Genomic DNA, 17699 nt, shown 5'->3' on the forward strand with positions numbered 1-17699 from the left:
GCCCACGTGTTCGAAACCCTGTCAGACCGGTTGACCGGTGCTCTGCAGAACCTGCGCGGCAAAGGCCGGTTGTCCGACGCCGACATCGACGCCACCACCCGCGAGATCAGGCTGGCACTGCTGGAGGCGGACGTCTCGCTGCCGGTCGTGCGCGCCTTCGTCGCACGCATCAAAGAGCGCGCCAAGGGTGCGGAGGTCTCCGCCGCACTGAACCCGGCCCAGCAGGTCGTCAAGATCGTCAACGAGGAATTGATCGCGATCCTTGGCGGCGAAACCCGCCGGCTGGCCTTCGCCAAGACACCGCCCACGGTGATCATGCTGGCCGGCTTGCAAGGCTCCGGTAAGACCACGCTGGCCGGCAAACTTGCGAAATGGCTTAAGGGACAAGGCCACACACCTTTGCTGGTGGCATGCGACCTGCAGCGGCCAGGCGCGGTCAATCAGCTCAAGATCGTCGGCGAGCGGGCCGGAGTGCAGGTGTTCGCACCGCACCCCGGCACATCGGTGGAAGGCGCGGCGCAGGCCGGTCCGGGCGACCCGGTGGCGGTCGCGGCGGCGGGGCTGGCCGAGGCAAAGGCCAAGCTCTTCGACGTGGTGATCGTCGACACCGCGGGCCGCCTCGGCATCGACGAGGAGCTGATGGCGCAGGCCGCTGCCATCCGCGATGCCGTCGACCCCGACGAAGTGTTGTTCGTGCTCGACGCGATGGTGGGCCAGGACGCCGTCGCGACGGCCGAGGCGTTCCGCGAAGGCGTCGGCTTCACCGGGGTGGTGCTGACCAAACTCGACGGCGACGCCCGCGGCGGTGCGGCGCTGTCGGTACGCGAGGTCACCGGCGTGCCGATTCTTTTCGCGTCCACCGGTGAGAAGCTCGAGGACTTCGACGTCTTCCACCCCGATCGGATGGCCAGCCGGATCCTGGGCATGGGCGATGTGCTCAGCCTGATCGAGCAGGCCGAGCAGGTCTTCGACGCCCAGCAGGCCGAGGCCGCAGCCGCCAAGATCGGCGCGGGCGAGCTGACGCTCGAAGACTTCCTCGAACAGATGCTCGCGATCCGCAAGATGGGACCGATTGGCAACCTTCTCGGGATGCTGCCCGGAGCCGGCCAGATGAAAGAGGCGCTGGCCGCGGTCGACGACAAGCAGCTGGATCGCGTGCAGGCGATCATTCGCGGCATGACACCCGAGGAACGGGCCGACCCGAAGATCATCAACGCGTCACGGCGGCTGCGGATCGCCAACGGCTCGGGTGTCACCGTGGCGGAGGTCAACCAGCTGGTCGATCGGTTCTTCGAGGCGCGCAAGATGATGTCGCAGATGGCCGGCCAGATGGGCATGCCGGGCTTCGGGCGCAAGAGTTCCCGAAAGGCCAAGGGCGGCAAGGGAAAGAAGGGCAAGAAGGGACGGGGTCCCACTCCGCCGAAGGTCCGCAGTCCGTTGGGCATGCCGGCGGGCTTTCCCGACCTGTCGCAGATGCCGCCCGGTCTTGACGAATTACCGCCCGCCTTGGCGGATTTGGACCTGTCGAAGCTGAACTTCCCCGGCAAGAAGTGACGTCACGCCTGCATGTGCGGGGGCGTGGCCTGCCCGACGGCGAGCCGGTCGAGTGGTGGATCGTCAACGGCCAGTTGAGCGCTGAGCCGGTAGCGGAAGCGGACACCGTGTTCGACGGCGGCTGGATTCTGCCCGGACTCGTCGACGCGCACTGCCACGTGGGGATCGGCGCCGACGGGCCCGCCGATCTCGACGAGGCGATCATTCAGGCGGAGATCGAACGTGGCGTCGGCGCGCTGCTGCTGCGTGATTGCGGCTCGCCTCTCGACACCCGCAGCCTCGATGACCACGCCGACTTGCCGCGCATCATCCGCGCCGGGCGTCACCTCGCTAGGCCCAAGCGGTATAGCCGCGGACTGGCGCTCGATCTCGAGGACGAGACGCAGCTGCCGGAAGCCGTTGTGGCACAGGCCCATCGGGGCGATGGCTGGGTGAAGCTGGTCGGTGATTGGATCGACCGGTCGATTGGCGATCTGGCGCCGCTGTGGTCCGACGACGTGCTGAAAAAGGCAATCGATGCCGCGCATGCGGTGGGCGCCCGGGTCACTGCGCATGTGTTCGGCGAGGATGCGCTGCCAGGGCTGGTCAATGCGGGAATCGACTGCATTGAACACGGCACCGGGATCACCGACGACGTGATCGATGCAATGGTCTCGAACGGCACGGCGCTGGTACCGACGCTGATCAACATCGACAACTTTCCCGGAATCGCCGACGGCGCAAGTAAATACCCGGTCTACGCCAAGCACATGCGTGACCTCTACGCGACAAGCCGCCAACGGGTGGCGGCCGCCCGGGAGGCCGGTGTGCCGATCTACGCGGGCACCGATGCAGGATCGATGGTGGCCCACGGGCGGATCGCGGACGAGATCGACGCGCTCAAGGGCATCGGGATGAGTCCCACGGACGCGCTCGGCGCGGGCTGCTGGAGTGCGCGGCGATGGTTGGGCCGGCCGGGACTAGAGCACGGCGCGTCAGCAGACTTGATCTGCTTCGCCGAGGATCCCCGCACCGGCGCGGCCGTGCTGAGTGCACCTGACGTGGTGATCCTGCGCGGCCGGGCCTTCGCCGCTTAGAGCGGGCCGATCCCGCTCTGCGGGCTCTGCGCGAAACCCCAGTCGAACAGGCTCATCGCCTGGTCCCAATAGGTGGGGCCGCCATCTTTGACCAGTCCGTACATCAGCGAGATCACCAGACGTCGGCCGTTGCGCTCGGCGGCGGCGACGTAAGTCTTGCGGGCCGCGTTGGTAAATCCCGTCTTGCCGCCGAGCGTGCCGGGGTAGCGCTGCAGCAGCTGGTTTTCGTTGACGATCTGCACGGGGCCGTTGTCACCGGGGAACATCGCCGACGGTTGGGCGGTGATCATCGCGAACACCGGATTGGCCATGGCCGCACGGAAGATGATGGCGAGGTCGCGTGGGGTGGTCCAGCCGGAACCGCCCGGCCCGTCGAGTCCCGACGGGGTGGCGGCATGAGTGGCGGTGGCGCCGATCGCGGCGGCTTTGGCGTTCATCTTGGCCACTGCGGTGTCGAAGCCGCCCAGCATGTCGGCCAGCGTGTTGGCGGCGTCGTTGCCCGATACCAGCAGAATCGCGTCGAGCAGCTGGCGGGCGGTGTAGGCGCGGCCTGGCTTGATGCCCACACAGTTGCATTCCACGTCGGTGTCGGCGACGGTCGCGGTGACCGTATTGCCCAGGCCCACTTCGTCGAGGGCGGTCAGTGCCAGCAGCGTCTTGATGGTGCTGGCCGGTGGATGGGGCACGTCGATGTCGCGGCCGGCGAGCACCTGACCGGAGTCCATGTCCGCGACAATCCAGGCCGGCGCCGGGCCGGTGGGCACGACGGCTGTGCCGGGCGGTTGCACGTCGGAGTCGGCCTGGGCGACCGGTGCCGCGAGGGCGAAGAAGGCGACCACGAGGGCTGCGAACCATCGAGCCGATGAGCGCTTGCGCGAAGAGCAAACAGTCATGGCGCGTGAGCCTATCGTGTTCAATCAACTGCCATGTTGAGCTTGCAGGAGATATCTGACCGGCTGGAAATTCAGCAGCTTCTGATCGACTACTCGACCGCGATCGACCAGCGGCGGTTCGACGACCTCGATCGGGTGTTCACCCCGGATGCGCACATCGACTACAGCGCCTTCGGCGGCATCGTGGGCAGCTATCCCGAGGTGAAGTCATGGCTTGCGGAGGTGCTGCCGAACTTCCCGTCGTACGCGCACATGCTGGGCAACGTCGACATCCGGATAGACGGCGACAGGGCGTCGTCGAGGACGATCTGCTTCAACCCGATGGTGCTCGGAGGCGAACAGAAGCAGGTGATGTTCTGCGGGCTCTGGTACGTCGACGAGTTCGTCCGCACGTCCGACGGCTGGAGGATCACCCGCCGGGTCGAGGTGAAGTGTTTCGACCGCGTGGTCTAGAGGCGGCGGGGTCTTATTCACGCCTCGGAGATCCGGCCTCGTCGATAATCGTCCAAGGTGTAGGTCTGGCCCGCTCTGCGTCTGCGCTCGGCCTCTTCGATGGCGCGCTGGCGTTCGTCCGCAGGCGCGTGCACCAGGTGACGGTAGAGCTCGTTGTCGACGGCGTACACGCCCGGAACGGGCTCACGTAGGTGGCGGCGGTAGACCTGGTCGGCGTGGGCCAGGGGATCCTCGCCCGCATTCTGCCGCCGGATGAATTCTTGGCCGAGCCTTTGTAACGCTTCGCCTCTGCTGCGCCCGCACACCGACCAGTCAGCGCCTGGGTACGACGCCCTCCACCCGTCGTCGTCCGCCTTCAGTTGCGGTTCCATATGAAAGGCGAAGCGGCGCAACTCATCTTCGGCTTCCCACGACGATGTGCTCATCCCGTGCCTTTCTCGTCCGCAGAGTCGGTAGTCATGGCAGCGATTCGATGATCCAACGTCGCGGTTCATGAGGTCGTGTGTCGGTGAGTGTGCGGATTTGTACGCGGCGACGGCGTGTCGCCTACGAAACCGCACACTCGCCGATTTCGCCCGCTGAGCGGCGGTCTGGCACAATAGTCGGCTGGTCAGACCCACGCGAGGCAAAACCGGATCCGGCAACCGCCTGGCATCGCTGAATTGCCGCGTGACACCTACAGGAGTATCCGCATGGCTGTGAAGATCAAGCTCACCCGGCTTGGCAAGATCCGCAATCCCCAGTACCGCATCGCCGTCGCCGACGCGCGCACCCGCCGCGACGGCCGCGCCATCGAGATCATCGGCCGGTATCACCCCAAGGAAGACCCGAGCCTCATCGAGATCGACTCAGAGCGCGCCCAGTACTGGCTGTCCGTGGGTGCGCAGCCCACCGAGCCGGTGCTCAAGCTGCTGAAGATCACCGGCGATTGGCAGAAATTCAAGGGTCTGCCCGGCGCCGAGGGCACGCTGAAGGTGGCCCCACCCAAGCCGAGCAAGCTCGAGCTGTTCAACGCTGCGCTCGCCGAGGCGGAGGGCGGCCCGACCACCGAGGCCACCACGCCGAAGAAGAAGGCCCCCGCGAAGGTCGGAGCCGCGAAGGCGGCGACATCAAGCAAGGCCGCCAAGAAAGCGGCGGACAAGGCGGAAGACCAGCCGGCGGGGGAGGCTTCTGAACCTGCCGCCGAGTCCGCCGGCACAGAAAGCTAAGCGATGAGCTCTGTGGTCGTCGATGCCGTCGAGCATCTCGTCCGCGGCATCGTGGACAACCCCGACGACGTCCGCGTCGACATGGTGACCAACCGCCGCGGTCGCACCGTCGAAGTGCATGTGCACCCCGACGACCTCGGCAAGGTCATCGGACGCGGCGGGCGCACAGCAACCGCGCTGCGCACCCTCGTCGCCGGCATCGGCGGCCGGGGGATCCGCGTCGACGTGGTGGACACCGACCGATAGTCGTGGAGCTCGTCGTCGGGCGGGTGGTCAAAGCGCACGGTGTCACCGGTGAGCTCGTCGTCGACGTGCGCACCGATGATCCGGACAGCCGCTTCGCGGTAGGCGCCACCCTGCGGGGTCGGGCTCCGAAGAGCGCGACACAAGCCACTTACACGGTCGAGTCGGTCCGCCCGCACGGCGCCCGGTTGCTGGTCCGGCTGGCCGGGATCGCCGACCGCGACGCCGCCGACGCGATGCGCGGCACCGTGTTCGTCATCGACTCCGCTGATCTGCCGCCGATCGACGACCCCGACGAGTTCTACGACCACCAACTCGAGGGCCTAAGGGTCCACACTGTCGACGGGCTTCCAGTCGGTGCTGTCACCGAGGTGCTGCACACCGCGGCCGGCGAGCTGCTGGCGATCCGCCGCGACGACGGCAGCGAACTGCTAGTGCCGTTCGTCACGGCGATCGTCACGTCGGTTTCGTTGGCCGACAAGCTGATCCAGATCGACCCGCCCGACGGTCTGCTGGAGTTGACGTAGCCGTGCGCATCGACGTCGTCACCATCTTCCCGCAGTACCTTGACCCACTGCGACAGTCGTTGCCCGGCAAGGCAATTGAGGCCGGCATCGTGGACCTGCGGGTGCACGATCTGCGGAAGTGGACTCACGACGTGCACCACTCGGTCGACGACGCGCCCTATGGCGGAGGCCCGGGAATGGTGATGAAAGCGCCGGTGTGGGGGGAGGCGCTTGACGAAATCTGCTCGGCGGAAACGCTTCTGGTGGTGCCGACGCCGGCGGGTGTGCCGTTCCGCCAGGCCGACGCCCAGCGCTACAGCGCTGAGCCGCATCTGGTGTTCGCCTGTGGCCGCTACGAGGGTATCGATCAGCGCGTGATCGACGATGCCGCCCGGCGGATGCGCGTGGAGGAAGTGTCGATCGGCGACTACGTGCTTCCCGGCGGTGAGTCGGCAGCGCTGGTGATGATCGAGGCAGTGGTGCGCCTGCTGCCGCAGGTCATCGGCAATCCCGAATCGCACCAACAGGATTCGTATTCCGACGGCCTGCTCGAAGGGCCGGCCTACACCCGTCCGGCCAGTTGGCGCGGACTCGACGTGCCGGAGGTCTTGCTGTCCGGCGACCATGCCCGCATCGCGGCGTGGCGGCGGGAGATGTCGTTGCGCCGCACCGCCGAACGCCGCCCCGACCTGTTGGACTGACGGGCAGCCCGTCGGCGCCGAGACGGGAACTACCGCGGGGAAGTGCGGAAGCGCGCCACGCGGAATACCGTTTCGGCGTCTGACGCGGGGCGGACGCCAGCGCTCAGATCCGTCCGTTCGGGAACATCGTCTTGACGGCTTGGGTAATCGTGTTGCGTGCCGTCAGGTCGTCGCTGGGCTGCAGCGATCCGATCGCCATCGCGTATCGGCGGTCGGCCCCGACCACGCCTGTGGACAAGTGCATCCAATTAGGACCGTCCCAACAGCACATCCAGCCCTGCTTCACCGCGACCGGCGTGGCATACAGGCCGTCGGGGATGCCGAACCGCTGCGAATAGCCGTCGACGCCCGTCGGCGTGGACTGCGCGAGGTTGGACACGATGATGTCGGCCAGCTCGACAGGCAGGCCGCCGCTGCCGTCCAGAAGCATGTCGTAGTAGCGGACGATGTCGTTTGCGGTGCTCAACGTGTTGAACCAGCGCCCGTCATACGGGGTCGTCGTCGCGGTCAGGCCGTAGCGCTGAACGACGCGAGAGATCACCGCGCTGCCGCCGCTGCGGTTCCAGAATTCTTCGGCGGCGTTGTCGTCAGACGAACGCAGCATGACCTCGAGCGCCGCGCGGTCACCGGGCGTGAGTTGCGTCTGCCCCTTGGCTACTTGTGCCAACAGGTCGTCGGCGATGAACACCTTGGCCACCGAGGCGATGGGCATCGGCGAATCGTCGCCGTTGGACACGGTCTTTCCGGTGGTGCGATCGACCACCGCGACCGAGATCTCCGCACCGCTCTCGGTGGCCTGCAGCGTGGCCTGCGCCACGCGCGCTTCCAGCCCGTCGAAGGCGGCGGCGGCCACCACTTCGGCGGGAGCGCCGGGAGCCGGGATGTGCGTGGCAAGAGCGGTGAACCCGTTGTGGTTCCGGTGAATTCCGGTGACGCCGCGCTCCTTGGCGACGCACGCTGCGATCAGCACGGCAGACACCAGTACCGCAGTCGTCGTCCTCAGAACCGACCGCGGCCGCCGCATGTCTCTCCTCAATCAATTGGTGTGGTGTAGAACGGTCCGACCGCACCGCCGTCCGTTGATGCGCCAGCCTATCGAGTTTTTCGGTCGCTCGGGCCGTTACGCCGCGGCGCCGGTCGCGGTGTGTCGGACGCGATTTCCGCCCATGCGGGCGATCTGGCACAATTGACCAGTTGTCTGCGCGCTGGGAGATCGTTCCCGCGCCGCAGGGATCACGACGTCAAACCTGACGGGGCTGCGTTTTCACGCGCCCCTGCCGCGACCGCGAGGAAGATTTCGATATGAACACGCTGGACTTCGTCGACCAGGCATCGCTGCGCGACGACATCCCGGCTTTCAACCCCGGCGACACGGTCAACGTGCACGTCAAGGTCATCGAGGGATCCAAGGAGCGGATCCAGGTGTTCAAGGGCGTGGTGATTCGTCGGCAGGGCGGCGGCATCCGGGAAACGTTCACGGTCCGCAAGGAAAGCTACGGCGTGGGCGTGGAGCGCACCTTCCCGGTGCACTCGCCCAACATCGACCACATCGAGGTCCTCACGCGTGGCGATGTGCGCCGGGCGAAGCTGTACTACCTGCGGGAACGTCGCGGCAAGAAGGCCAAGATCAAGGAGCGGCGCTGACCGCCGGGGCTCTCTCGCCCCTGATGCCTGCGTGGCTACGCTGATCCCGTGACGGACAAAACCGAATCGACAGACGCGCCGCAAGAGCGACCGCTGACCGCGGAAGCCGAGTCTGACGCCAAAGCCGACGCGAAGAAGTCGAAAGGCAAGAAGTCCGCACTGAAAGAGGGCGCGATCCTGCTCGTGATCGCGGTCGGCCTCTACTACCTGATGCTGACGTTCATCGCGCGGCCGTATCTGATCCCGTCGGAATCGATGGAGCCGACGCTGCATGGCTGCTCCGGATGCACCGGTGACCGGGTGATGGTCGACAAGCTGACCTACCGGTTCAGCACCCCCCAGCCCGGCGATGTGATCGTTTTCAAGGGCCCACCGAACTGGAACGTCGGCTACAAGTCGATCCGGTCGACGAATCCACCCGTGCGATGGGTGCAGAACGCTCTGTCGTTCGTCGGGTTCGTGCCGCCCGACGAGAACGACTTGGTCAAGCGCGTGATCGCGGTGGGCGGCCAGACCGTCGAATGCCGCAACGACACGGGCCTGACCGTCAACGGCAAGCCTCTGAACCAGCCCTTCTTGGATGCGAAGACCATGGGTGTCGAGGGTCTCGATCCGGCCTTGTACCGCTGTTTGGGACCTGAGTTCGGGCCCGTGAGCGTGCCGCAGGGGCGGCTGTGGGTGATGGGCGACAACCGCACCCATTCGGCGGACTCCCGTGCGCACTGCACAAGCACGCCAGCGGACCTTCAACGCCGGATCCTGTGCACGGGAGACCCGACTGCGGGCACGATTCCGATCGACAATGTCATCGGCAAGGCAAGGTTCATCGCCTGGCCGCCGTCGCGATGGGGTGGGGTTAGTTCGGTGGACGTTCAGCAACAGCAGTAGGTAGCAGCGATGGGCACTCGCTGGCCGCCGCGCGCGGTCGTTCGCAAGTCGTCGGGTCTTCGCACGCTCGAGTCGGCGCTGCACAACAGCGGCCTGGGTCCGGTGGCGGGCGTCGACGAAGTCGGCCGAGGGGCGTGCGCCGGGCCGCTGGTGATCGCCGCGTGCGTGCTCGGGCCGAACCGCTTGAAGAGCCTGGCCGCCCTCGACGACTCGAAGAAGCTGACCGAGAAGGCCCGTGAGGCGCTGTATCCGCTGATCCGCCGCTACGCGCTGGCCTACCACGTGGTGTTCGTGCATTCGCACGAGGTGGATCGCCGCGGCGTGCACGTCGCCAACATCGAGGGCATGCGCCGCGCGGTGGCCGGGCTCCCGGTGCGCCCCGGCTACGTGCTGTCCGACGGCTTCCGGGTGCCGGGGTTGCCCATGCCCTCGCTGCCGGTGATCGGGGGTGATGCGGCCGCCGCGTGCATTGCCGCGGCCAGCGTCCTGGCGAAGGTCAGCAGGGACCGCTGGATGGTCGCCAAGGACGCCGAGTACCCGGGCTACGGCTTCGCCGAGCACAAGGGCTACTGCACGTCGGCCCACGCCGCGGCCTTGTCACGGCTCGGGCCGTGCGAGATACACCGCTATTCGTTCATCAACGTGCGCAGGTCGGTCGTCGAGTTCGTGATGCCCGAGGAGCGCATGGAGCAGGCGTGAGAGAAAATACGGAAATAGTGAGCAAAGGACAGTCGGGTAGATGAGTGCCGAAGATCTCGAAAAATACGAAACCGAGATGGAGCTCTCGCTCTACCGCGAATACAAGGACATCGTCGGCCAGTTCAGCTACGTGGTGGAAACCGAGCGACGGTTCTACCTGGCCAACAGCGTCGAATTGATTCCCCGCAATGCCGACGGGGAGGTCTATTTCGAACTGCGCCTCGCCGACGCCTGGGTGTGGGACATGTACAGGCCGGCTCGCTTCGTCAAACAGGTGCGGGTGATCACGTTCAAGGACGTCAACATCGAAGAGGTGGAAAAGCCCGAGCTGCGGCTGCCGGATTGAGCCGGCGGCTCGTCAGTGCATTTCGAGCGGCTGTCCGTAAGTCGTGACACTGTCGCCGTCTTTCGACGTCAGCCGCGCATAAGGGCGCAGCGTTACGCCGCCTGCCGCCCCGGTCACCGAGCCGTGTGCACCGGCAACCGCCACGGCGCCGTCGGCTCCCGAGACGTCGACACTGAAGGTGGAGATTTCGCGCAGCCCGGGGCCGTTTCCGAGGTCGATGCTGATGCCGAGGCCGGGAATGAAGGGTGGCGTGGTGATCAGCAGCTGCGGAACGGGCGCCACTTGCGTCTGGTCGAAGTTCAGATTGGGTGTGGTGTAGCTGAAGTTGATGCCGCTGCCCAGTTCCCACGGAAAGGCGACTTGATAGCCCAATTCCAGTGTGCCCTGGAAGTTTTCGGCGTCCTCGCCGGTCACGTGGTAGACGGCACGGCCGGTTTCGAACCACTCGCGGGTCAGCGGATTGCTGTCCAACGGCGACACACTGTTGATCAACACGTCCCACTGCTGGATGTTCAACGTCCGGCCATGACCGTCGACCACACTGAGCTCGTTGTCCATCGCGGCTTGCGTCGTGGCTGCACCGACGGTCATAGCGGTGGTGACCGCGGCCACCACCGAGACCAATAACCGGGTGACGCCCTTCATCTTCTCCTCGGCTTGAAAACAGGCCGTCGCAACGAGCCGACCGGTCGGATTAATGCCTGCGGCGCGGAGACATTGGTACTGCGTTGGTTTCCCTCGTTTCGAAAGATAACTGCGGCAAACAAGCTTGGGCAATAGCTCGTGACATTTGCTGTCCGAACTGTCGCGAAGTTGTTGCCATTCGGCGCCCGTGTCGTGACAGCATTCAACGGCTGACCTGAAGACCTGTGTGCTATGAGCGAAATCAGCTGTGGCGCAATATATCCGAAAGCACTTTAGCGTGCGGTGCGCGTCACGCCGGTGAGAGCCTCAGACGAGTGGTTGTACGCACCGGCGAAATTTGCTTGCGCTGAATCGGCGGAAATGACGCTCACCGCTTCAAGCCATGCTCGGTCAGCCACTTGGCGCCACGGCGTTTCGACGCGCGCGAAAGCCACGCGTCCTGGATCAGTTCGGCGAGTTCGTCGCGGGAGATGCGATCTAATTGCGACGCGCGCACCAAGACGGACAGGTGGCCGTCGAAGTGGCTGGTGGTGAAGAACGGACTTTGCGGATCCTGCACCAGGGCCTGTTTGTCCGCGTCGGAGCCCACCCAGATGACGATGACGTCGGAATACGGTTCGCCCGTCGCGGGGTCTCGGGCATCAGGCCGCGGATTACGAAAAAACACGAACGACTTTCCGCCTACCTGATAGATCGCATTGCCCTTCGGGCCCTCGAGGCGCGTCGTGTGCGGCATCGCTGCAGCGATCTCATGCACGTCATCGACATTGGCCGGGCGTTTCGCCATGCCGGAAGGGTACGGGACCTATCCGGCCGCAGTGTCCGGCGTCGGGCGTGATGCTCGAGTGCGCGGTCTGCGCAGGGCCAACAGCACGCGGGCCGACGAGTCGAGGAGATAACCGATCACGCCGATGACGACAATCACGGCGACCACTTGGTCGTACGCCAGTTGATCGCGGGCATTGAGGATCTGATAGCCCAAACCCGAACGCACACCGAGCATCTCCGCAGGAACCAGAACCACCCAGGCGATCCCCAGGGCCAGTCGCAGACCGGTCTGAACGTGGGCACGGATCGCCGGCAGCACCACCGCGGTCAGCAGCTCGACACGGGTGGCGTGAAACGACCGTGCCACCGAAAGATAGCCCGGGTCGATCGCGTGTACGCCGGCGGCGGTGTTGAGCAGGATCGGCCAGATCGCTGCGACGGCGATCAAGAAGATCACCGGCTGGTTGCCGACACCGAAGACGGCCAATGCGATTGGCGTCCACGAGAGCGGCGAGATCATCCGAATGAACGCCACGACGGGACTCAGGGCGCGTTCCGTGGTGCTGCTCAGCCCGACGAGCAGTCCGGCCGGTATCCCGAGGACCGCGGCCATCAGCAGCCCGATCACCAGCCGGTAGAGGCTGATACCGGTGTCGGGAAGCAGCACGCCGCGTCCCAGCAACTCGCCGATCGCGGGTACGGCTTTCTGCGGTGCGGTCTGCCGCAGCAGCGATTGCGGCGCGCACAATACCGATGTCACCAGCCACCAGAGCCCGACACTCACCGAGATCGCCGCGAGCGCAGGCCACACCCGCTGCCAGCGTGGCGGCGAGGAGTCTGCGGGATGCGTTGCCGCATCGTGGCTTTCGGGTGATACGGCATCGACGGCGGCGGTGGGCGCGGTGGTCATATCGCTTGTACCTGTTCGTGTCGGATGAGGTCGTCGCTGAGGCCGAAGGCGGCTGGCCCCCCTTGAGCGAAAAGGGATTTGCGCACGAATTGGTCATCCACCAGGTCGAGGTGCACGGCCGCCGGGTCCAGCTTGTCGAGGAAGCGTCGGTCACCGTCGACGATGGTTTCCCCCATCGCCTCGATCAGCCGCTCGGTGAAGCTGGGGTAGGGAAACGGCTGAAAGCCCAGGCGCTGAGGCTGCCAGTCCGGATGCGCCAGCGGATAGGGCAGCTTGGGATACGTCAACGCCAATTGAACCGCCGGGACGGGCTGGGGCAGATAGCGTCCGCCGGCGAGTGCGACCGCGGTTGCGCGTCGGTCGTCGTTGATACGCAGCTGCGCTGCCACCACTGCATCGGCGAGTGACTGCACCGCCTGCGCGCGGTCGGCGATCACGTCGTCGCGGGTGATCAGCACGCAGCAGGCGTGGTCGCGCCACACGTCGCCCAGGAACGTATGGATCCGGCCGATTTTCTTGATCTGGGCGACGGCATTGAACGGATCGGCCACGACGTAGCCGCCGATAGAGCGGTTCGCCAGCGCCGGCACCATGTCGGAGGGGCTCATCACGATCAGCTCGACGGTGCGTTGCGCACGAGAAGCGTTGCGGCGCAACACTGGTCGCAGTCCGTGGGCGCGCAGCAACTGCTGCAGCACGATGTTGTGGATCGACCACCAGAACGGGATGGCCACCTGAGTGCCCGCCAAATCGGCGAGGTCGGTGATGTGCGGTGCGACGGTCAGCGCAGAGCCGTTGGTGTGATTCCAGCCCAGCACTTTCACAGCGCCGCCCAGCGCGTAACGGATCTGTACCGCCATCGGCATCAACAGGTGGACGACGTCGACCTGGCGGGTGATGAATGCCTCGGCCAGCGCCGACCAACTGCGGAACATCACCGGCTTGGCCGTGGCCACGACGCCTGCCGGAAACAGCGCGGCGCTGTGCGCGATGAGAAGGGGAGCGGCGTCGGTGATCGGTAGATATCCGATCCGCAGCCTCCCGCTGGCGTTGACCGTACTGGTGGCTGCGCTGCGCGCCAGGTCGCCGATACCGAACAACCCGCCGGCAGCGGCCAACGCTGCTGCGCCAGTGAGGAATTGACGACGGTTCGGCTGCAGCGACATCATCGGGCCGCCTTCGCGGCGTGCTGGTAGTGGCGCAGGATGTGCGCCCGCAGACCGGTTTTGTCCGCCCCTGGCGTGTCGGCGAGATGCCATTGCCCCCGGAGCTCACCGCTCGTGCCGAGCAGCACGACGCGATCCGCCAGGGCCAGCGCTTCGTCCACATCGTGAGTGACCAGCACGACGGTGACGTCCAACTCGTCGGCCAACTCGGCCAGCCAGCGTTGTAAATCGCTTCTTGTCGCAGGGTCCAATGCACTGAACGGCTCGTCGAGCAGCAACAACCGGGGCGACGTCGCGACCGCCCGCAGGATTGCCACCCGCTGCGCTTGACCGCCGGAAAGTTGTTCGGGATAGCGGTCGGCGAGGACGTCGACACCGAAGCGGGCCATCAGCGCGGTGGCGTGGTCGTCGTCGAACGCGTTGCGGTGCGCGGCGAATCGGCGCGCAAACGCCACGTTGTCGGCGACGGTGAGCCACGGCATGAGCAGAGGCTGCTGAAAAACCACACCGGTGCGAGGCCGGCCGCCGTCCTGGGCCCATTCGATCGTTCCGGCGCTGAGGGTGTCGAGCCCGGCGAGTATGCGCAGCAGGGTGGACTTGCCGCTTCCGCTGCGTCCCAAGATGGCGACGAACTCCCCGTCCTCAATGGCCAGCGTGATGTCGCGCAGGGCGGTGGTGGCTCCGAAGCGCTTAGCGCCGTGAGTTATTCGTACTGACTCAGTTCCCACCGCAGTTGTCCTTCCGACGGCGATTGGATCGGCAGAAACGCCGCCTCGCGGAAACGACGGTTGGCCGCACTGCCGGTGACGTAGCCGGCTCCTCCGGCCAACGTGGACTCGAGCCGGGTGGCCGACAGCGCCGACGTGGCGGCCTGCAGCCGCAGCCGGATCAACTCGGACAGGGGCGGCCGCGACGGGTCGGCGGCGAATTCGTAGAGCCGCTGGCGCAGGCCGCCGGACTGCTGGATGTGATCGTCGAGGTCGGCACGGAAGCTACCGGCCAGCACGCCGCCGGCCTGTCGCGCGCCGGCCAAAGCGGCTCGGCCCACGCCGACGCAGAAGGCGGTCTGCAGCAGCAGGAAAGCCGGCCGGACGGTGGTGACGAACTGCTGCAGGTTGGTGCTGACGACGTGTTCGGCTGACACCTCGACGTTCTGCAGCCGCACAGAGCCGGAAGCGGTGGCGCCCAGGGCCATCAGCGATTCGGCGGGCTTGACGGTGACGCCGGAGGCGGTGGCGTCGACGGCGAGCACATACGTTTCGTCGGCGAGACCCCGAGCGGGAAGCACGATCACTGCGTTGTGAAACAGGTTGGAGGCCCAGCGGATTGGGCCGGTGACGCTCAGTCCGTCGTCTCTTCGCTCGGCGATCAGGGGCAGCTGCTCGAGTCCCACGACGTGCTTGAGGCCCGCAGCCATTGCGGTGACACCGACCCGTCGCCCGGTGCGCAACGCGTCGAGGTGCTGCTCACACAGCGCCGTCGGTGCGTGGCGCAGGTAGCGCAGCGTCATGACGTGCGCCCAGGCCGAAAACGCGACCGCCAAGCTGTGGGCGGCGAGTTCGTCGAGAATGCGCACGCAGTCGGCGAGTCCGGTTTCGGTGAGTGCTGGGTCGAAGAGCCCTGCCGCGCCGAGCGCGGCGAGATCGGTGCGGACGTCGGTCAATTGGGCGTCCAGGGCGGCGGCGCGGCCGGCCACCGAAAGCACCGCTGTGTGCAGGGCGGTACCCAGATCGTCACTGATCGTGGTGACCATCGGTGCCTTGCAGCCGGTGCAGACGGTCGACCGGGGCGCTGACGGCCTGACGCGCGCGGCGTACCGCGTGCTCGTCGGGCGCCTGGTAGAAGCACAGGCACTTGTCCATGTCTTCGCGGACATACGTGCGCAGGAAACTCACTTCGGGCACGTCGGCGTAGTTGGGCGAGTTGGCCTTCTTGCGAGCCAGATAGGACTCCATGTCCAGATCGGCGGGCAGATCCCATTCCACGAGATAGCCGGCGGCGGGTCGGGCGGCTTTGAGTTCACTCAGATCGGCGCCGACCAGCCGAACCTGATGGGGACCGCTGATCTCGTCGGCGTCGATGTCGCCTGCATCGAGTGAAGGAGCGGCACCGGCGGATTCGGCGATCGCAAAGATGCGGCGGGCGTCTTCGGTCACCTGTACCTCGATCAGCTCACCTCCGCCTTCGCGGATGCGGACGTCGATGCCCTTGAGCAGTTGGTCGGTGTCGAGCTGGGTGGCGCGGGAATTGATCTCGTAGAGGTACAGGGTCACTGTTGCGCTCGTTTCGTCGGTGGATCTGCATGGGGACACTGTCATAGACAGACTGGTCGGTCTAGTCGAGTGGTGGGACTACGCTTTGCTTATGCACTCGACCACGCAAGAGCTGGCCGCATCGTCTCGTGAACGCAAGGTGACGCCCAAGCCCGCCGAGCGGTTGTTGACCACCGCCGCGAAATTGTTTGCCACACAAGGGATAAGAGCGGTCGGCATCGACCAGATCCTGCGTGAGTCCAGGGTCCACAAGGCCAGCCTCTACACCAGCTACGGCTCCAAGGACGCATTGGTGCGGGCCTACCTCAGCAATTTGGATCAGGCTGATCGCAACCGCTGGGCCGCGGCGGCCGCCCCGCACCGTGATCCCGTCGACAAGGTCTTGGTGTTCTTCGACTTGGCGGCGACTGCGGCCACTCAACGCAACTTCAGCGGATGTCTGTATGCGAACGCGGCCACCGAGTACCCCCGAACCGAACTCGAACCGGTTCGCGCCCATCGCGAGTGGTTCCTCGACACCGTTGCCGCGCTTCTGAAAAGCGCTGGCGCCGCGCAGCCCCGTGCGACGGCGCGCCGGATCCAATTGCTGTACGACGGCGCTCTGATCGGATCGAAGATGCAGAGGTCCACCCAACCGATCACGCTGGCAAGGCGGCTCGCGGCGGAATTGGCAGGAAAATCGCGCCGCTGACCGATCGTCGCGTCTAGTCTGCGGGCGTGAGTCAGGTGCAGACCCTGCGCGGCGCAGTCGGCGCCGAGCAGCTCGGCCCCACACTGATGCACGAGCACGTCTTCGTCCTCGATCCGGACATCGTCGAGAACGTCCCGACCGACTGGGACGAAGGCAGCGCGCTCGACGACGCGGCCCGTCGGCTCGACGAGCTTTACGCGGCGGGGATCCGCACGATCGTCGACCTCACGGTGATCGGAATCGGCCGGTCGATCGGCAGGCTCAAGCGTGTGCCGATCACCAGTCCGCTGAATATCGTCGTGGCGACAGGGATTTACGACTTCTACGACATCCCGGCGTATTTCAAATTCCGAAAATCCGGGGTGTTGGTCGACTACCTCGTAAACGAAATCGAGCACGGCATCGGCGAAACCGGGGTGCGTGCGGGCATCCTCAAATGCGCCACCGACGAGGCGGGCGTCACTGCGGGCGGCGAAAAGATCCTTCGCGCGGTGGCGCGTGCGCACGTGGCTACCGGCGCGCCGATTTCCACCCACACCCACGCCACGACCCGGCGGGGCCTTGATCAGCTCAAGGTGTTCGCCGAAGAGGGTGTCGACCTGACGCGAGTGGTGATCGGGCACAGCGGTGACACCACGGACATCGATTACCTGCTGCAGGTCGCGGATTCGGGCGCTTACCTGGGCATGGACCGCTTCGGCATCGACACGATCCTCGGTTTCGACGAGCGCGTGGCAACCGTGGCGCGATTGTGTGCGATGGGCCGCGCGAACCAGCTCGTGCTGAGTCACGACGCGTCCTGCTATATCGACTTCTTCGCCGGCGGCCGCCCGCCGGCGTCATTGCCAAACTGGCATTACCTGCACATCACCCGCGATGTCGTTCCGGCGTTGCGAGCGCGCGGCGTCACCGATGAACAACTGCAGCAGATGCTCGTCGCCAATCCCCGTCGGGTGCTCAGCGCAGAGTCCTAGATTCGGCGCATTTTTCGGTCTTGCCAGCCGCGGTACGTTGGCTTCAGAACAGATTGCGCCC

The 17699-nt window shown here is 66.0% G+C and carries 23 protein-coding genes; 13 read left to right on the forward strand and 10 right to left on the reverse strand.

All coding sequences use genetic code 11. From position 1 onward, the window contains the following. Positions 1-6 precede the first annotated feature (6 nt). Positions 7-1554: a signal recognition particle protein gene (gene ffh, locus AC5Y4C_RS05375; protein WP_499910156.1), complete on the forward strand. Its 1548-nt coding sequence runs from the start codon at positions 7-9 to the stop codon at positions 1552-1554. After that, positions 1551-2630, forward strand: coding sequence for an amidohydrolase family protein (locus AC5Y4C_RS05380; protein ID WP_499963152.1), 1080 nt, complete (start codon positions 1551-1553; stop codon positions 2628-2630). The genes ffh and AC5Y4C_RS05380 overlap by 4 nt, the downstream gene beginning before the upstream one ends. On the opposite strand, the gene AC5Y4C_RS05385 is transcribed toward AC5Y4C_RS05380, so the two are convergent. Then, positions 2627-3523 carry a D-alanyl-D-alanine carboxypeptidase family protein gene (locus tag AC5Y4C_RS05385; protein WP_499963150.1) on the reverse strand — a complete coding sequence of 299 codons (897 nt, stop codon included), beginning with the start codon at positions 3521-3523 and terminating at the stop codon, positions 2627-2629. The genes AC5Y4C_RS05380 and AC5Y4C_RS05385 overlap by 4 nt on opposite strands. 33 nt (positions 3524-3556) lie before the next feature. Here AC5Y4C_RS05385 and AC5Y4C_RS05390 point away from each other — a divergent pair, with 33 nt between their 5' ends. After that, positions 3557-3976 (forward strand): nuclear transport factor 2 family protein, encoded by a 420-nt coding sequence (locus AC5Y4C_RS05390; protein ID WP_499910166.1) that lies wholly within the window; start codon positions 3557-3559, stop codon positions 3974-3976. A 17-nt stretch (positions 3977-3993) separates the two neighbouring features. On the opposite strand, the gene AC5Y4C_RS05395 is transcribed toward AC5Y4C_RS05390, so the two are convergent. Further along, a complete protein-coding gene (locus AC5Y4C_RS05395) occupies positions 3994-4401 on the reverse strand; it encodes a hypothetical protein (protein WP_499910168.1) in 408 nt (135 codons plus the stop codon). 267 nt (positions 4402-4668) lie between these two features. On the opposite strand from AC5Y4C_RS05395, the gene rpsP reads away from it, so the two are divergent. From rpsP to trmD, 4 genes are read left to right on the forward strand one after another with little or no spacing between them, the layout of a single operon-like run. Continuing rightward, complete coding sequence (gene rpsP, locus AC5Y4C_RS05400) at positions 4669-5184, forward strand: 30S ribosomal protein S16 (protein WP_499910171.1); 516 nt, start codon at positions 4669-4671, stop codon at positions 5182-5184. Between the two features lie 3 nt (positions 5185-5187). Beyond that, a complete protein-coding gene (locus AC5Y4C_RS05405) occupies positions 5188-5430 on the forward strand; it encodes an RNA-binding protein (protein ID WP_098004435.1) in 243 nt (80 codons plus the stop codon). Positions 5431-5432: 2 nt separating this feature from the next. Next, positions 5433-5954 (forward strand): ribosome maturation factor RimM, encoded by a 522-nt coding sequence (gene rimM, locus AC5Y4C_RS05410; RefSeq protein WP_499910175.1) that lies wholly within the window; start codon positions 5433-5435, stop codon positions 5952-5954. Between the two features lie 2 nt (positions 5955-5956). Beyond that, entirely contained in the window at positions 5957-6634 is a 678-nt protein-coding gene (gene trmD / locus AC5Y4C_RS05415) for a tRNA (guanosine(37)-N1)-methyltransferase TrmD (RefSeq protein WP_499910177.1), read from the forward strand. Positions 6635-6737: 103 nt separating this feature from the next. Here the strand turns inward: trmD and AC5Y4C_RS05420 are convergent, their stop codons facing one another. Further along, positions 6738-7658, reverse strand: a complete 921-nt coding sequence (locus AC5Y4C_RS05420; RefSeq protein ID WP_499948284.1) for a serine hydrolase — start codon at positions 7656-7658, stop codon at positions 6738-6740. 278 nt (positions 7659-7936) lie between these two features. Here AC5Y4C_RS05420 and rplS point away from each other — a divergent pair, with 278 nt between their 5' ends. From rplS to AC5Y4C_RS05440, 4 genes are all read left to right on the forward strand, one after another. Continuing rightward, positions 7937-8278, forward strand: a complete 342-nt coding sequence (gene rplS, locus AC5Y4C_RS05425) for a 50S ribosomal protein L19 (RefSeq protein WP_499910181.1) — start codon at positions 7937-7939, stop codon at positions 8276-8278. 93 nt (positions 8279-8371) lie between these two features. Further along, on the forward strand, positions 8372-9166 hold the full coding sequence (gene lepB, locus AC5Y4C_RS05430; RefSeq protein WP_499948466.1) for a signal peptidase I: 795 nt from the start codon (positions 8372-8374) through the stop codon (positions 9164-9166). A 9-nt stretch (positions 9167-9175) separates the two neighbouring features. Next, a complete protein-coding gene (locus AC5Y4C_RS05435) occupies positions 9176-9865 on the forward strand; it encodes a ribonuclease HII (protein WP_499910183.1) in 690 nt (229 codons plus the stop codon). Positions 9866-9905: 40 nt separating this feature from the next. Then, complete coding sequence (locus AC5Y4C_RS05440; RefSeq protein ID WP_499910185.1) at positions 9906-10211, forward strand: DUF2469 domain-containing protein; 306 nt, start codon at positions 9906-9908, stop codon at positions 10209-10211. 12 nt (positions 10212-10223) lie between these two features. On the opposite strand, the gene mspA is transcribed toward AC5Y4C_RS05440, so the two are convergent. The 7 genes from mspA to AC5Y4C_RS05475 form a co-directional block, all read right to left on the reverse strand. Continuing rightward, complete coding sequence (mspA, locus tag AC5Y4C_RS05445) at positions 10224-10856, reverse strand: porin MspA (protein WP_499963148.1); 633 nt, start codon at positions 10854-10856, stop codon at positions 10224-10226. Positions 10857-11223: 367 nt separating this feature from the next. Continuing rightward, positions 11224-11643 carry an MmcQ/YjbR family DNA-binding protein gene (locus AC5Y4C_RS05450; RefSeq protein WP_499914294.1) on the reverse strand — a complete coding sequence of 140 codons (420 nt, stop codon included), beginning with the start codon at positions 11641-11643 and terminating at the stop codon, positions 11224-11226. 18 nt (positions 11644-11661) lie between these two features. After that, positions 11662-12534 (reverse strand): ABC transporter permease, encoded by an 873-nt coding sequence (locus AC5Y4C_RS05455; RefSeq protein ID WP_499963146.1) that lies wholly within the window; start codon positions 12532-12534, stop codon positions 11662-11664. Beyond that, on the reverse strand, positions 12531-13700 hold the full coding sequence (locus tag AC5Y4C_RS05460; RefSeq protein ID WP_499963247.1) for an ABC transporter substrate-binding protein: 1170 nt from the start codon (positions 13698-13700) through the stop codon (positions 12531-12533). Before AC5Y4C_RS05460 ends, AC5Y4C_RS05455 begins: the two co-directional genes overlap by 4 nt. Continuing rightward, positions 13700-14428 (reverse strand): ABC transporter ATP-binding protein, encoded by a 729-nt coding sequence (locus AC5Y4C_RS05465; RefSeq protein ID WP_499963144.1) that lies wholly within the window; start codon positions 14426-14428, stop codon positions 13700-13702. Before AC5Y4C_RS05465 ends, AC5Y4C_RS05460 begins: the two co-directional genes overlap by 1 nt. Next, positions 14404-15453: an acyl-CoA dehydrogenase family protein gene (locus tag AC5Y4C_RS05470; RefSeq protein WP_499963142.1), complete on the reverse strand. Its 1050-nt coding sequence runs from the start codon at positions 15451-15453 to the stop codon at positions 14404-14406. Before AC5Y4C_RS05470 ends, AC5Y4C_RS05465 begins: the two co-directional genes overlap by 25 nt. Continuing rightward, positions 15434-15973 (reverse strand): DUF4242 domain-containing protein, encoded by a 540-nt coding sequence (locus AC5Y4C_RS05475; RefSeq protein ID WP_499914288.1) that lies wholly within the window; start codon positions 15971-15973, stop codon positions 15434-15436. The genes AC5Y4C_RS05470 and AC5Y4C_RS05475 overlap by 20 nt, the downstream gene beginning before the upstream one ends. 91 nt (positions 15974-16064) lie before the next feature. Here AC5Y4C_RS05475 and AC5Y4C_RS05480 point away from each other — a divergent pair, with 91 nt between their 5' ends. Together AC5Y4C_RS05480 and AC5Y4C_RS05485 are read left to right on the forward strand one after the other, a co-directional pair. Beyond that, entirely contained in the window at positions 16065-16664 is a 600-nt protein-coding gene (locus tag AC5Y4C_RS05480; RefSeq protein WP_499914286.1) for a TetR/AcrR family transcriptional regulator, read from the forward strand. 26 nt (positions 16665-16690) lie between these two features. Next, complete coding sequence (locus AC5Y4C_RS05485) at positions 16691-17638, forward strand: phosphotriesterase family protein (RefSeq protein ID WP_499910199.1); 948 nt, start codon at positions 16691-16693, stop codon at positions 17636-17638. Positions 17639-17699 lie beyond the last annotated feature (61 nt).

It is taken from the genome of Mycobacterium sp. NGS35, assembly GCF_059812855.1.